Origin of the sequence: Bacillus sp. FSL K6-3176 (assembly GCF_038003325.1) — a bacterium.
Taxonomy (GTDB): domain Bacteria; phylum Bacillota; class Bacilli; order Bacillales; family Bacillaceae; genus Bacillus; species Bacillus altitudinis.
Genome location: NZ_JBBOOX010000001.1, coordinates 3,152,171 through 3,166,609, shown reverse-complemented (window position 1 = coordinate 3,166,609; position 14,439 = coordinate 3,152,171). Strand labels below are relative to the sequence as shown.

Sequence of the window (14,439 nt, the reverse complement as noted above, 5' to 3'; positions counted from 1 at the left end):
GTCTATATGAATGAAGCAATTCAACCAATTGATCCGATTGCTTTTCAGCTCGGACCTATTTCGGTTCATTGGTATGGTGTGATTATTGGGGTCGGAGCCCTGCTTGGACTCTGGCTCGCATTAAGGGAGTGTGAAAAAAGAGGCATCAATAAAGATATGTTTATTGATCTCATCTTATTTGCCATTCCTATCGCCATTATTTGTGCACGAATTTATTATGTATCCTTTGAATGGGATTATTATCAGCAGCACCCAAATGAAATCATCAAGATTTGGAATGGTGGAATTGCCATACATGGCGGACTGATAGGGGCGGTGCTGACAGCGATTGTCTTTACTAAAGTGAGAAAGGTGTCCTTTTGGAAAATCGCCGATGTCGCAGCGCCTAGTATTTTACTAGGGCAAGCCATCGGGCGCTGGGGGAACTTTATTAATCAGGAAGCGCATGGTGAGGCTGTTTCAAGAGCCTTTTTAGAAAATTTGCACCTGCCTGAGTTTATTATTAATCAGATGTACATTGACGGGACCTACTATCACCCTACGTTTTTATATGAATCATTATGGAATATCGCAGGCGTTTTGATATTAATCTTATTACGTAGAACATCATTGCGTCGAGGCGAAATTTTCTTGTCTTATTTAATCTGGTATTCAATCGGTCGTTTCTTCATTGAAGGAATGAGAACAGACAGCTTAATGCTGACTGAGCATCTTCGAATTGCACAGATGATTTCGATTGCCATATTTGCAGTGGCTGTTTTGCTGATTGTGTTTAGAAGAATCAAGGGATATGCATCTATACGGTATAAAGAGAACAACTCATCAAATTAAGCAAGGGGGATAAGAGATGGGTGAGACATGGAAAAACGGCTTGAAAGCAGGGTTATCGACAACTTGGACACTTGGAAAAGTCATTTTTCCGGTTACCATTCTCGTTAGTATCTTGCAGCATACACCTGTGATGGATTGGATGATACAATTCATCCGTCCTTTTATGGGCCTGTTTGGTCTTTCAGGGGAAGCGGCCATTCCGCTTGTTTTAGGAAATATGCTGAACTTGTATGCGGGTATTGCAGCCATCTTGACATTAGAGCTGCCTGTGAAGGAAGTGTTCATTTTAGCGGTCATGCTCTCCTTTTGTCACAACTTGATCATCGAATCAACAGTGGCGGCGAAGGTTGGGCTGCGGGTGTCTGTCATTTTGCTGGTGAGAATCAGTCTTGCCGTCGTGTCAGCAATTGTCATTCACCTCGTTTGGCAGGGAGGCGAGGAGCCGGCGCAATATGGTTTGCTGACAGCTGCTCAGTCGGCTGATGTGCCTTCTAGCTGGTATATGATCGTACTTCTTGCTTTACAGAAAGCTGTTCTTGGTGTGCTGCAGCTGGCTTGTATTGTCATTCCTCTCATGATCATCATTCAATTTATGAGAGACTTAGGGTGGCTCCATACGCTGTCTAAGTGGCTGTCTCCTTTTACGAGAATGCTTGGAATGAAAGAAAATACGTCTATGACGATGGTGGCTGGTTTAACCATTGGTCTTGCCTACGGGGCAGGCGTCATGATGAAGGCAGTGGAAGAGGACGGTGTCAGCAAAAAGGATTTAACGCTTGCTTTCATTTTCCTTGTGGCGTGTCATGCGGTGGTCGAAGATACACTCATTTTCATTCCTTTAGGTATTCCAGTCTGGCCGCTTCTTCTTATTCGCCTTATTTCTGCTATTTTATTGACAGCTGCCATCAGCTATATCTGGCGGAGGCGCGAACATTCAGCTGTTAGAAAGGAAGCTATATGAACCAATCAACTATTAACACAGTGCTATTTGATTTAGATGGCACATTAATCAATACAAATGAATTAATTATTGCTTCATTTCAGCATACGCTTGATCATTATTACCCTGGTCAATACAGCCGTGAGGATATCCTTCATTTCATTGGTCCATCATTATTTGATACATTCTCTGCAATGGATCCGAATCTGACAGATGACATGATTCAGATGTATCGAACGTTTAATCATGAACAGCATGACCTGCTTGTGACGGAGTACGAGACGGTGTTAGATACGTTGAAAATTCTTCAGGATCGAGGGTTTAAGCTTGGTATTGTGACTACAAAAATACGTGATACGGTTTTAATGGGATTAAAGCTGACTGGTTTGGAGCCTTTTTTTGAGGTCATTGTCACACTTGATGATGTACAAAATGAAAAGCCGCATCCAGAACCAGTCCAGCTGGCATTATCCAAGCTCGGCAGTGATCCGCATGAGGCGATCATGGTTGGCGATAACTATCACGACATTTTATCTGGTCAAGCGGCAGGGACGAAAACAGCAGGTGTTGCTTGGTCTATTAAGGGAGAAGAAGCCCTGTTAAAGCATCGACCTGATTATATGCTGCAGAAAATGAGTGATCTCTTGGCGATTGTTGGAGCTGATTAAGTTGAGAAAAACAGATCGTTATCCTGTCAAAGGGGTCAATTCGCTTAGACAAGTCTATCGGACGGTCCCCTTTCTCAAGGTTGTGAAAAACTTTATCTTTATTCAAATGGCAAGGTATACGCCTTTTATGGGAATGAAAAATTGGATTTATCGCACCTTCCTTCGAATGAAAGTCGGGGAGGATACGGCGTTTGCTTTAATGGTGATGGTCGATCTCATGTTTCCTGAGAAAATCACTGTCGGTCGAAATAGTGTGATTGGCTATAACACGACCATTTTGTCCCATGAGTATTTGATTAAAGAGTATAGGCTTGGGGAAGTCTATATTGGTGATGAAGTCTTAATTGGGGCAAATTCAACGATTCTACCTGGAGTGACAATTGGTGATGGTGCGATTGTATCGGCAGGAACTCTTGTGAACAAAGATGTTCCGGCAGGCTCCTTTGTTGGAGGTAATCCAATGCGGATGATATATACAAAAGAGGAAATGGAAGCACGTCAATCTACGTCTGCTGAGTAGCTCGGCAGACTTTTTTGTTGACATTCTAACATGGTGTAACTATAATGATTACAACAGAGGTGAGAAAACATGAAAATCAGCAGCAGATTTACTGTCGCTGTCCATATTCTGGCCTTGCTATCACTTGAAAAAGGATCATTACAGACATCGGAGGATATCGCAGGAAGTGTCAATACAAATCCAGTGGTCATTCGCCGTATCATGAGTAAGCTCAAAAAAGCAGGCCTAATCTCAACGAGTCTTGGCAAAGGCGGTTCTCAATTAAACCGAAGTGAGGATGACATTACACTGCTCGATGTGTATAAAGCGGTTGAAGTGGTGGATGAGGGAGAGTTGTTTCAAATTCATGAAAGCCCAAACCCTGACTGTCCGATCGGTGCAAATATTCAAGCTGTACTAGAATTAATTTTGTGCCGTGCTCAAAGTGCGATGGAGCAAGTGCTTGCTGAGATCAAATTAAGTGAATTAACGCAGGTTTTAATCAAAAAAATTGGATGATCTATTCAATTTTTTTTACCTCTGTTGTAACCATTTTGGTTACATCTTAAGTGATCAAAATAACAATATATTGTAGGAGGAATTTACATGAACATTGGAATCATTGGCGCAACAGGTAAAGCAGGACAACACATTTTAAAAGAAGCTCAATCGAGAGGGCACGAAGTAACGGCAATCGTTCGAGATGCACAAAAAGTGACCAATTCATCAGCAGCTGTTTTAGAAAAGGATGTTTTTCACTTAGAGGCAGGAGACGTCAAAGGTTTTGATGTGATCGTAAACGCATTTGGTGCACCAGCAGGACAAGAGCACCTTCATGTAGAAGCAGGGAAAAAACTCATTCATCTCTTGAAAGAGACACCAGAAACGCGTTTAATCGTCGTGGGAGGTGCTGGAAGTTTATTTGTAGATGAGGCCAAAACAACTAGACTGATGGACACACCGGAGTTTCCAAAGGAATACTTTGCTACTGCTTCACAGCAAGGAGAAAATTTAATAGATCTTCAAAAGACCGAAGGATTAAAATGGACATTTTTAAGTCCAGCAGCCTTCTTTGATCCAGCAGGCAAACGGACAGGTGCTTATGTGAAAGGCAAAGACCATCTTATCGTCAATTCGAAGGGTGAAAGCTATGTGAGTTATGCTGACTACGCCGTTGCGCTTGTCGATGAGATAGAACAAGCTGCTCATGTTGGAGAACGTTTTACTGTGGTTTCTGAAGCAGAATAAGTAGAATAACATGCGTTTCATTGTCGCTAAAAAACGATGAGTGAGGAGTCTGTCTTATGAATGATCAAGAAAAATCTTTTATCTATGTATGGGATGCGTATTGTGGCTGGTGTTATGGATTTTCAAACAGCATCCGTACTTTACACGAAAATCACCCTGAGATACCACTGACACTTGTATCGGGCGGTTTATTTGTAGGAGAGCGTCGTCTACCGATAAAGAATTATCCACACATTTCAGAAGCAAATGAGCGTATCAGTCAGCTGACAGGTGTCGAATTTGGAGACCGTTACGAAGAGTTGCTAGAAAACGGAACATTCATTTTAGACTCTGAGGCTGCTGCAATTGGATTTTCAGCATTAAGATCCATCGCACCAGAGCATGCATTGTACTTGGCTTCATCTATGCAAAAGGCCTTTTATCAAGACGGAAAAAGCCTAAGTGATGAAGAAACGTATCGGGAGATCGCTTTGGCGCATCGTCTTGATCCTGAGGCAGTCATTGAACGCATGAAAACAAAAGAAGGGATCAACGATGCGTATGCCGACTTTGCGAAGGTTCATCAACTTCATGTGAACGGCTATCCTACACTTTTATTAAAAAGAGGGGATGAATACTTCAGCCTAGGCGGAGGTGCAATGACGGTTGAAAAGCTTGAAGACCACCTGAAGGAATTATAGAAAGAATTACTAGAAAAATGAAGCATTAAAAACAACCTCTACGTGAATAGAGGTTGTTTTTTTACGCTTTAATGATAATCGCCTGACTGCCTATCTGTTCCCAAGAATCTTCTATTTCTATAGGTGCTTTTTTATTTTTTTTTTCTAAGTAATAATGAATCAAAAAACCAATAAATAAGTGAACTAACTATTATGGTTAATATCACCTCAAATTTGTTTCTAAATGTTGCATCAATAATTAATACATTTACGATAGCTGATATTATTATATAAATTAGAAGGTACTTCAAATTGTATTTTGTTACTTTATTATAAAGTATTAATTGTAGAGGAACACAAAAGATTAAATAAAATAGAGATATAAATGGTAAATAAATTATAAAATAGGAGATGCTCAATCCATTAAATAAATATTGATAGATAGTTATAAATAAGCTTAATGCAATAGAGCTAATTATCATACATGAAATAAATTTAAAAATTATAGATAATATTTTGAAAAACTTGTCATTATTCATACGCTATTCTCCTTAGGAATTATTGTAATATAAATTAAATTATGGTAACGTAATAATTGTAACATATTAAGCTTAATTGAGGTGTTCTAATGTTGAAAAAAATAATATTTTACTTTAGTGTTTTGATTGCTGTTTGTTTAGTTTCCCAACATGCTTATGCGTCTAATGAACAAGGTATATCTATTCGCAAGAATAGTACTTATGCAACTATTGTTGCTAAAGAAAAGGGAGATTATTATAAGCTCTATGATAATGATAAATTAGTTTATGAAGGTAAAAAAGATGAAATAAAAGTGAAAATTAAAGATGAAATACAAAAATATAATTTGGGTGTCTATAAAAGTAACAAATTAAAAAAAGTAATAGCTATCAAAATCGACAATAGTTCTTATTTGGAACCAAAACAGTCAAAAAGTTATATGAAAAGCAAAGCTTTTTCGTCTAACAATGAAAATGAGTTATATCCTGAACAAGAAATAGTAGATAACTCAATTAATCAAAATGGGTTAGATACTCATTCAAGCTCAGATGGTGTTCGCCTGAAGTGGGGGAAAATACAAGGAGATAATGGAGTTTACTCTATATACAGAGATAACAAACTTTTGAAAAAGACAAAGTCAAAAACCTATTTTGATTCTAATGTGACACCTGGAAAAAATTATACATATAAAGTCGAGACGAATGTTCCACTAAGCAAGAAGTCTCAAAATAAAGTGAACGAGTTGTTAGCTAAAAGGAAAATTAATAAATCTAAGTTATCTAAAAGTGAAAAATCAAAACTCTATAATATTAGTGCAGAGTTTTCAAGCATTGTTGAAATCCCAAAGTTGACAGAGGACTCATTAAAATCTCCACTTGGGTTATTAACAAGTAAAGGAGAACAAGGAAAGTCTAAAGCTTTATCAACAAAAGCATCTTTTCCAAAAAATGATGCATATAGTATTATTTATAACACATTCATCCCATATAAATCTGTTAAAGATCCAAACTTCATAAAAGGAGGCTATTTAAAGGGTGATAATCGGGGATTTAACATAAATGCTACAAGTAGTCGTACACATTCAGTAGTAAACTTGCAATTTCAGAATCCCCTTTCTATATGGATGCCAACAAAAAAAATTGGCAGATCCTATAGATGCTCAGATGCTGCATGTAAAAAAGTTATAGAAAGTGCAGTTGCGTCTAATAAGGCAATCTTTATAGATGTAACTGACACAAGTAGTAAAAAATTAGGGTTTAAGTTTTATCATTCTGCGAAAATCCCATTTAATACAAATTTTCCTGGTGTTTCTTATCCTTCTATTGATTCAAATTGGAAACTTACGATGACAAATTCAACTTTGGTGATAAGTGGTAGTCATGATAAAGCACCTAATCATGAGATTTATCTAGCTTCAATGGGTGGGCAAAAAAGACAACTATATACTTTTTTTGTAACAAGTCCCAATGATTTTATTAATTTACTTGAGATTATGCCTAGAAAGTCATTTAAAAATACATTATAAATAAAAGACAGTGAAAGCTCCACGATGAGTATTCACTGTCTTTTTCTGTTTAATTATATAATGATAATCGCCTGGCTACCCATCTGTTTCCAAGAATCCTCAAACTGTTCACGATCGACTTTTTGATTCTTCTCTCCGTAAGGGTTATTTAAGTAGACATGATCTTTGTCGTAGCCAGTGATGACCACGCTATGCATATTAAAGCTGATATCTATTTTTCCATTTGGTGTATTCCATGTTTCAATGTTATCTGTTTTGGCAAAGGTCGAAGTTGTAATGACCCAGACAGGATAACCTTTTTCAAGTGATTGGTAAATGGCTTTTTTAACTGGCTTGCCGGTCAAGTCCACCGCTTGATTACCTGCATATTTTTTCGCAAGCTGATAAATGGGTTCATGGTACACACCAAGACCTGGCCCATTCTCCATATCGCCTACAAACCCGTCATGAGGGTCTCCTTTTAAGCCATTCTCATAATTGAGTGGGATACGCTTCATCTCGTTTGCCAATGCGTTTTTCGTTATATGCTCATAGCCGCTGTAATGAAGAAGCATGGCTAAGCTCGTGACTTCGCATCCGTTATAAAGCTTTGGTGCATCCATTTGATTAAAGAGGATGACGTCCATGGCTTTTTTATTTCCTTTTAAACTAGAATGTGTCGTTTCTGTTTTCTTCGTAGAACGTGTTTCTTCTGCTGCTAGTGCGGTATCATTTTCTTTTTCTTTGGCTTCTTGCGGTGACGTTGTTTTCTTGACTTGGTCGAATTGTGAAACGTAAATAAAGCCGAAATAAACAAGACATGCGCACAACAAAGTTAAGATTAATGTCTGGATGAATTTCACTGTAATCTCCTGTGTTATTCAATATTTTTAAGTATTATAGCATGTTCCTAAAGCAAAGAGATCAAAAAGGATTAGGTGTCATTTTAATGTAATATATGAACAAATGATTAAGGAAAAAAAGGGGAAAATAAAAATGATTGATTTAATCACTTTATTTTGTTAGCATATTATCATATTAGCGAACTAAAGGATTCGGAATTTTTTGTTTTAATGTGTTGGAGGTGCGGAAGAACATGTTCATGTTTGAAAAACCATATGGTATGCGAGATTCATTACCAGGATTGTATGAGACGAAGAAAAGAGTCAGGCATTCTTTAACAGAGGTCATGAATGGTTGGGGTTATCGTTTAATGGAAACGCCAACGCTTGAATTTTACGATACAGTCGGTGTTCAATCGGCGATTACAGATACGCAGCTGTTTAAGCTTCTTGATCAAAATGGTCAAACCCTTGTGCTTAGACCTGATATGACGGGACCAATTGCGAGAGTGGCGGCCTCAAAGCTTCACGAACAGGCATATCCGCTTCGAGTCGGTTATGCAGCCAACGTGTTTCGGGCACAGGAAAGAGAAGGCGGAAGACCTTCTGAATTTGAGCAGGTCGGTATTGAATTGATCGGTGATGGTTCGATTAGTGCAGATGCTGAAGTCATAGCGCTTGTTGTGTTTGCATTAAAAAATGCTGGACTTCAATCCTTCAAAATTGCGATCGGGCATGTGGCTTTGGCTGAGACCTTGTTTTTAGATGTACTAGGGAATACAGAGCGGGCGAACGTATTGCGCCGATTTTTATATGAAAAGAATTATGTGGGATACAGACAGCATGTCAAACAATTGCCGCTCTCATCCATCGATAAAACAAGGCTGCTCCAGCTTTTAGAGCTGCGCGGCGGTCAAGAAGTGACCCAGCAGGCTGAAGAAATTGTGGTGTCACAAGAGGGAAAAGAAGTGCTGGCGGAGTTAAAGGCGCTGTGGGAGACACTTGAAGATTACGGCTGTACAGAATATATCCGTTTGGATTTAAGCATGGTCAGTCATATGAGCTACTATACGGGAATTTTGTTTGAAGTATTTGCAGATCATGTTGGGTCTATGATCGGAAGTGGAGGAAGGTATGATCAATTGCTTGCTCACTTTGATGCACCCGCACCCGCTACAGGCTTCGGACTTCGATTAGACCGTCTTCTTGAGGCACTCGACGCAAAAGAAATAAATGAGCCCCAAGAGGCTGTGATTTTTAGTAAAGAACAACGGCTTGAAGCATTTGATTTTGCAGAAAAAGAGCGGACAAAGGGCAAAAGGATTGTTCTCCAAGACTTAGCAGGTATTGAAAATATCGATGCCATGACCAAGGCATTTGAGCAAGTGACTTATTTTATCGGCGCTAGAAAGGAAGAGCAAAATGGGTAAAGTGTTGACAATGGCAATGCCAAAGGGGCGGATATTTGAAGAAGCAGCAGGGCTATTAAGACAGGCTGGATATCAGCTGCCGGAGGAATTTGAAGATTCAAGAAAACTAATCATTGATGTACCGGAAGAAAATCTCCGCTTTATTTTAGCGAAGCCAATGGATGTGACGACATATGTAGAGCATGGTGTAGCGGATGTGGGCATTGCAGGGAAAGACGTCATGCTTGAAGAAGCACGGGATGTGTACGAAGTGCTCGATTTAAACATTAGCAAATGTCATTTAGCTGTAGCGGGCTTGCCGGGAGCCAGCTGGGGCGGTGTTGCGCCGCGTGTGGCCACAAAGTACCCAAATGTCGCTTCTTCTTATTTTAGAGAACAAGGTGAGCAGGTGGAGATCATTAAGCTAAATGGTTCCATTGAATTAGCACCGCTCATCGGACTTGCCGATCGAATTGTTGACATTGTCTCCACCGGTCAAACACTTAAGGAAAATGGGCTTGTCGAAACGGAACATATTTGTGACATTACGTCACGTTTTATTGTCAATCCTGTGAGCTATCGAATGAAGGATGCGGTAATCGATGAAATGGCGCAGCGTCTGGCAAGAATCATCGAAGGAGAAGGGGAGGAAACATCATGAACATCACCTACATACAAGAAGGTGAGACAGACACTCTCTCACTCAAGCGTTCTCTAGATACAGGAACGGAAGAGCAGCGACTGGCTGTTCAGCGGATTATCGAAGAAGTGAGAAAAAATGGTGACGAAGCCGTACGGTCTTTCACGAAGCAATTTGACGGTGTCTCTATTGAACAGCCACTTGTGACGGAGGATGAAAAGACAAAAGCCTACGAACGTTTGGACCCGGAGATGATCCAAATCATCCAAACGGCGATCCGGAATATTCGAACATACCACGAGCGTCAGCTAACCTCCTCTTGGTTTTATCACCAAAAGGACGGCTCAATGCTAGGTCAGAAAGTAACACCGCTTGATGCGGTCGGTGTATATGTCCCAGGGGGAACGGCCGCCTATCCATCATCTGTTTTAATGAATGTGATCCCAGCACTTGTTGCCGGCGTTGAGCGAATTGTCCTTGTGACACCGCCAGGAAATGACGGCCGTCTGTCTGACGCTGTGCTAGTAGCTGCGAAGGAGTTGGGCATTTCAGAAATGTACAAAATGGGCGGTGCTCAGGCGATAGCCGCTCTTGCATATGGAACGGAAAGTATTCAGCCTGTTGATAAAATCACCGGTCCAGGAAATATTTATGTAGCACTTGCCAAACGGGAAGTATTTGGTCAAGTAGACATTGATATGATTGCGGGTCCAAGTGAAATTGCTGTTTTAGCAGATGAAACGGCAACTGCACATGAGGTGGCAGCTGATTTGCTTTCACAGGCAGAGCATGATGCATTGGCATCCAGTATTTTGGTGACACCATCTAAAGGATTGGCTGAAAGAGTGCAAGCGGAGGTGCAAGCGCAGCTTGATACTTTGCCAAGGAAATCAATTGCAGCACAATCTATTCAAGACCATGGTTATATTTACGTAACAGAATCTTTGGATCGTGCAGTTGATATCGTGAACCAGTTAGCCCCAGAGCATTTAGAAGTGCTGACGGCGTATCCAGAATCACTACTTGGTCAAATCAAGCATGCTGGAGCAATTTTCTTAGGGCGTTACAGCCCAGAGCCGGTAGGGGATTACTTCGCAGGACCGAACCATGTGCTGCCAACAAACGGGACGGCAAGGTTTTCTAGTCCGCTCGGCGTCACGGATTTCCAAAAGAAAACGAGCATCATTTCATATAGTAAAGAAGCCTTTGAAACACATAGGGAAAGCATTGCGGCTTTTGCAAGATTAGAAGGGCTTGAAGCACATGCCAGATCGATTGAAGCGAGAAAGCGGGAGGAATCAAAATGAGACAGGCGGAAACAGCGAGACAGACAAATGAAACGAACATTTCGTTAGCGCTAGAGATTGATGGCGAAGGAAAAGCAGATATTCAGACAGATGTCCCTTTTATGACGCACATGCTCGACTTATTCACGAAGCATGGACATTTTAACTTAACTGTAGATGCAAAAGGAGACACAGATGTCGATGATCACCACACAACAGAAGATATTGGCATTGTGCTTGGGCAGATGTTTAAAGAAGCGCTCGGTGATAAAAAAGGAATTAAGCGCTACGGCTCTAGTTTTGTTCCAATGGATGAAACACTCGCCCAAGTAGTCGTGGATTTAAGCAATCGTCCTCATTTGGAAATGAGAGCCGATTTCCCTAGTCAGAAGGTCGGCACCTTTGATACGGAGCTGGTTCATGAGTTTCTTTGGAAATTTGCCCTTGAAGCACGAATCAATCTGCATGTGATCGTTCACTATGGAACCAATACCCACCATATGATTGAAGCCATTTTTAAAGCGATGGCACGCGCCTTAGATGAAGCAACAACCATTGATCCGCGTGTGAAAGGGATTCCGTCGACAAAGGGGATGCTCTAATGATTGGCGTCATTGACTATGGAATGGGAAATTTGTTTAGCGTATCAAAAGCACTGGAACGAGCAGGAGCGTCTTATATCGTGTCTTCTGAAGCAGAGGAGCTGAAAAAGGCAGATGCGTATATTTTGCCAGGAGTCGGTTCATTTCGTGATGCGATGCAGCTGTTAAGACAGACAGGACTTGAGGCGTTTATCCACCAAGTCGTGCAGGAAGGAAAGCTGTTATTTGGCATTTGCCTTGGCATGCAGTTGTTGTTTGAAGAAAGTGAAGAAGCAGGAAAAACAAAAGGGCTAGGCCTTTTAAAAGGACGTGTCGTTCTTTTGAAGGATCGTGATCAGGATGGACAAAGGCTGAAGGTGCCTCATATGGGCTGGAATGAGCTCACATTTCATCAGCCCTCTCCATTGTTTAAAGGTGTGCCAGAAGGATTTGCATACTTTGTTCACTCGTATTATGTGAGTGGCATGAATCCAGAAGACCTATTGGCAAGTGCACCCTATGGTGTGCAAGTACCTGCCGTTGTTGGGAAGGGGAATGTGTTTGGAACGCAGTTTCACCCTGAAAAAAGCAGTACAACAGGAATGGCACTGTTGAAACAGTTTATTCAATTAGCAAACGAACAGAGGGTGAGCAAATGAGTGATTTTACATTATATCCAGCAATTGATATGAGAAATGGCAAATGTGTACGACTTGTGCAAGGAGACTATGACCAAGAAACCATTTATGGAGATTCACCGTTAGACATGGCGAGACTGTTTGCAAATGAAGGAGCAAAATGGATACACCTCGTTGATTTAGATGGCGCAAAAGCAGGAAAACGCGTGAATCATGAGCATGTGCTGGCGATTGCTTCCTCATTAGATGTGAATGTCCAAATTGGCGGCGGCATTCGGACAGAAGAAGATGTTGCATTTTATTTAAACAATGGCGTATCGAGAGTCATTCTTGGCAGTTCAGCGGTGTCAAACCCGGTTTTTGTGAAAAAAATGCTGGCGCAATATGGAGAGAAAATCGCCATTGGCATTGATGCACGAAACGGTTTTGTATCGACTGAAGGCTGGCTTGAAACGTCGGAAGTGAAGGCGGAGGAACTTGGTCAGGAACTGGCAAAGGAAGGCGCAGAGGTCTTCATTTTCACGGATATTCAAATGGATGGCATGCTGTCTGGTCCAAATGTGGAAAGTACGGTTCGATTAGCAGAAGCAACTGGCAAACAAGTCATTGCCTCAGGTGGTGTCAGTGCAGTGAGTGATCTGCAAAAGCTGTCAGCACAAAAGCAGACAGGTGTGTCTGGTGCAATCATTGGCAAGGCGCTGTACACAAAGCAATTTACTTTAGCTGAAGCGTTTGAAGGGCTTGACAGCATATGATGACAAAACGAATCATTCCATGTCTTGATGTAAAGGAAGGGCGTGTGGTCAAAGGTATCCAATTTCTAGGGTTGAAGGATGCTGGTGATCCGGTCGAATTAGCGCAGATCTATGACGAGGAAGGTGCGGATGAACTCGTCTTTCTTGATATATCTGCCTCTCATGAAGGCCGAAAAACGATGGTGGATGTGGTCAAACAAGTGGCATCCACTCTCGCTATCCCGTTCACGGTGGGCGGCGGGATTAACCACCTTGATGACATGAAGTGTATATTAAGAGCGGGGGCAGACAAGGTGTCTGTGAACACAGCGGCTGTTTTAAGACCGGAGCTAATAACAGAAGGAGCCGACTTTTTTGGTTCACAGTGCATAGTTGTTGCGATTGATGCGAAATACGATGAAGAGAAACAAGCATACATGGTCTATACGCACGGAGGACGCCGTCAAACGGATTTAGAAGTGAGTGACTGGGCGAAAGAAGCCGTGCGAAGAGGAGCAGGCGAGATCTTGCTGACTAGCATGGATGCCGATGGTGAGAAAACGGGCTTTGAGCATCGTTTGACGAAGCTTGTATCAGAAGCAGTCACAGTGCCAGTTATTGCTTCAGGAGGTGCTGGCAATGCGCAGCATATGCTGGAGGCTTTTACAAAAGGTGAAGCTGATGCCGCACTCGCAGCCTCTATTTTCCATTATAAAGAAACCTCCATTCAAGAGGTGAAGACATATTTGAGAGAACACGGGGTGAAGGTAAGATGAAACAGGCAAACGAATTAACCTTTAATGATGCAGGTCTCATTCCTGCCATTGTACAGGATGCTCAAAGCAAGGAAGTTCTTACTTTGGCGTATATGAATCAAGAATCCTATGAAAAAACATTAGAGACAGGGGAAACATGGTTTTTTAGCCGGTCGAGAAATGAGCTTTGGCACAAAGGAGCCACATCTGGACACACCCAGCGTGTCACATCCATTCGCTATGACTGTGATCAAGATGCCCTGCTTGTTCTAGTGACACCAAGCGGTCCAGCCTGCCATACTGGCAGCTATAGCTGTTTTTCGGAAGAGGGCGTGAAACAGCAAAGGGGAGAACAAGACCGCTTTGCCATTCTAAATGAACTTGAACAGGTCATTGCGAAGCGTCAGATGGAAATGCCAGAAGGAGCTTATACAACCTATCTCTTTGAAAAAGGAGTCGACAAAATCCTGAAAAAGGTAGGGGAAGAAGCTTCTGAAGTCATCATTGCAGCGAAGAACCGTGATCAAGAAGAATTGAAATGGGAAACAGCAGATCTCCTTTATCACCTTCTTGTGTTATTACGTGAACAGCAGCTGCCTCTTGATGATGTATTAAAGGTATTGAAAAAGCGTCATCAAGCGGAATGAAAAGCTGGGGGTACCCCCGGCTTTTTGCTTTTAAATGAA

18 protein-coding genes are annotated in these 14,439 nt (G+C 41.4%); 16 read left to right on the top strand and 2 right to left on the bottom strand.

Going from position 1 to position 14,439, the window contains the following annotated elements:
- Positions 1 to 6 precede the first annotated feature (6 nt).
- The 7 genes from lgt to MHB38_RS16535 all read left to right on the top strand — a co-directional run bounded on the left by lgt (position 7) and on the right by MHB38_RS16535 (position 4,866).
- A complete protein-coding gene (lgt, locus tag MHB38_RS16565) occupies positions 7 to 831 on the top strand; it encodes a prolipoprotein diacylglyceryl transferase (protein WP_017368118.1) in 825 nt (274 codons plus the stop codon).
- Positions 832 to 847: 16 nt separating this feature from the next.
- Positions 848 to 1,792 (top strand): nucleoside recognition domain-containing protein, encoded by a 945-nt coding sequence (locus tag MHB38_RS16560; RefSeq protein ID WP_046344549.1) that lies wholly within the window; start codon positions 848 to 850, stop codon positions 1,790 to 1,792.
- Positions 1,789 to 2,439, top strand: coding sequence for a pyrophosphatase PpaX (gene ppaX, locus MHB38_RS16555; protein ID WP_017357895.1), 651 nt, complete (start codon positions 1,789 to 1,791; stop codon positions 2,437 to 2,439). Before MHB38_RS16560 ends, ppaX begins: the two co-directional genes overlap by 4 nt.
- Before the next feature lies 1 nt (position 2,440).
- A complete protein-coding gene (locus MHB38_RS16550; protein WP_017368116.1) occupies positions 2,441 to 2,959 on the top strand; it encodes an acyltransferase in 519 nt (172 codons plus the stop codon).
- Between the two features lie 69 nt (positions 2,960 to 3,028).
- Entirely contained in the window at positions 3,029 to 3,457 is a 429-nt protein-coding gene (locus MHB38_RS16545) for an Rrf2 family transcriptional regulator (RefSeq protein WP_003213266.1), read from the top strand.
- An 87-nt stretch (positions 3,458 to 3,544) separates the two neighbouring features.
- The gene (locus MHB38_RS16540; protein WP_008348162.1) at positions 3,545 to 4,186 is read left to right on the top strand and encodes an NAD(P)-dependent oxidoreductase; all 642 of its coding nucleotides are present in this window, start codon (positions 3,545 to 3,547) and stop codon (positions 4,184 to 4,186) included.
- Positions 4,187 to 4,242: 56 nt separating this feature from the next.
- Positions 4,243 to 4,866 (top strand): DsbA family protein, encoded by a 624-nt coding sequence (locus tag MHB38_RS16535; protein ID WP_008348161.1) that lies wholly within the window; start codon positions 4,243 to 4,245, stop codon positions 4,864 to 4,866.
- Positions 4,867 to 4,997: 131 nt separating this feature from the next.
- Here the strand turns inward: MHB38_RS16535 and MHB38_RS19605 are convergent, their stop codons facing one another.
- Positions 4,998 to 5,327, bottom strand: coding sequence for a UPF0715 family protein (locus tag MHB38_RS19605; protein ID WP_366205830.1), 330 nt, complete (start codon positions 5,325 to 5,327; stop codon positions 4,998 to 5,000).
- 146 nt (positions 5,328 to 5,473) lie between these two features.
- On the opposite strand from MHB38_RS19605, the gene MHB38_RS16530 reads away from it, so the two are divergent.
- Positions 5,474 to 6,889, top strand: a complete 1,416-nt coding sequence (locus tag MHB38_RS16530) for a hypothetical protein (RefSeq protein WP_019743399.1) — start codon at positions 5,474 to 5,476, stop codon at positions 6,887 to 6,889.
- Between the two features lie 53 nt (positions 6,890 to 6,942).
- On the opposite strand, the gene MHB38_RS16525 is transcribed toward MHB38_RS16530, so the two are convergent.
- A complete protein-coding gene (locus MHB38_RS16525) occupies positions 6,943 to 7,731 on the bottom strand; it encodes a C39 family peptidase (RefSeq protein WP_099496856.1) in 789 nt (262 codons plus the stop codon).
- 233 nt (positions 7,732 to 7,964) lie between these two features.
- Between MHB38_RS16525 and MHB38_RS16520 the strand changes: the two genes are divergently transcribed.
- Genes MHB38_RS16520 through hisIE form a run of 8 tightly spaced genes read left to right on the top strand, consistent with a single transcriptional unit; the run spans position 7,965 to position 14,400 of the window.
- Positions 7,965 to 9,140, top strand: a complete 1,176-nt coding sequence (locus tag MHB38_RS16520) for an ATP phosphoribosyltransferase regulatory subunit (RefSeq protein WP_202734196.1) — start codon at positions 7,965 to 7,967, stop codon at positions 9,138 to 9,140.
- Positions 9,133 to 9,780, top strand: coding sequence for an ATP phosphoribosyltransferase (gene hisG / locus MHB38_RS16515; protein WP_007500071.1), 648 nt, complete (start codon positions 9,133 to 9,135; stop codon positions 9,778 to 9,780). Before MHB38_RS16520 ends, hisG begins: the two co-directional genes overlap by 8 nt.
- The gene (gene hisD / locus MHB38_RS16510; RefSeq protein WP_050826641.1) at positions 9,777 to 11,066 is read left to right on the top strand and encodes a histidinol dehydrogenase; all 1,290 of its coding nucleotides are present in this window, start codon (positions 9,777 to 9,779) and stop codon (positions 11,064 to 11,066) included. The genes hisG and hisD overlap by 4 nt, the downstream gene beginning before the upstream one ends.
- Positions 11,063 to 11,647, top strand: a complete 585-nt coding sequence (gene hisB / locus MHB38_RS16505; protein ID WP_017368110.1) for an imidazoleglycerol-phosphate dehydratase HisB — start codon at positions 11,063 to 11,065, stop codon at positions 11,645 to 11,647. The genes hisD and hisB overlap by 4 nt, the downstream gene beginning before the upstream one ends.
- The gene (hisH, locus tag MHB38_RS16500) at positions 11,647 to 12,285 is read left to right on the top strand and encodes an imidazole glycerol phosphate synthase subunit HisH (RefSeq protein WP_046344538.1); all 639 of its coding nucleotides are present in this window, start codon (positions 11,647 to 11,649) and stop codon (positions 12,283 to 12,285) included. The genes hisB and hisH overlap by 1 nt, the downstream gene beginning before the upstream one ends.
- Positions 12,282 to 13,019, top strand: coding sequence for a 1-(5-phosphoribosyl)-5-[(5-phosphoribosylamino)methylideneamino]imidazole-4-carboxamide isomerase (gene hisA / locus MHB38_RS16495; RefSeq protein WP_007500079.1), 738 nt, complete (start codon positions 12,282 to 12,284; stop codon positions 13,017 to 13,019). The genes hisH and hisA overlap by 4 nt, the downstream gene beginning before the upstream one ends.
- On the top strand, positions 13,016 to 13,774 hold the full coding sequence (hisF, locus tag MHB38_RS16490) for an imidazole glycerol phosphate synthase subunit HisF (RefSeq protein WP_202734197.1): 759 nt from the start codon (positions 13,016 to 13,018) through the stop codon (positions 13,772 to 13,774). The genes hisA and hisF overlap by 4 nt, the downstream gene beginning before the upstream one ends.
- Entirely contained in the window at positions 13,771 to 14,400 is a 630-nt protein-coding gene (gene hisIE / locus MHB38_RS16485) for a bifunctional phosphoribosyl-AMP cyclohydrolase/phosphoribosyl-ATP diphosphatase HisIE (RefSeq protein ID WP_019743394.1), read from the top strand. Before hisF ends, hisIE begins: the two co-directional genes overlap by 4 nt.
- The last annotated feature ends 39 nt before the right edge of the window (positions 14,401 to 14,439 follow it).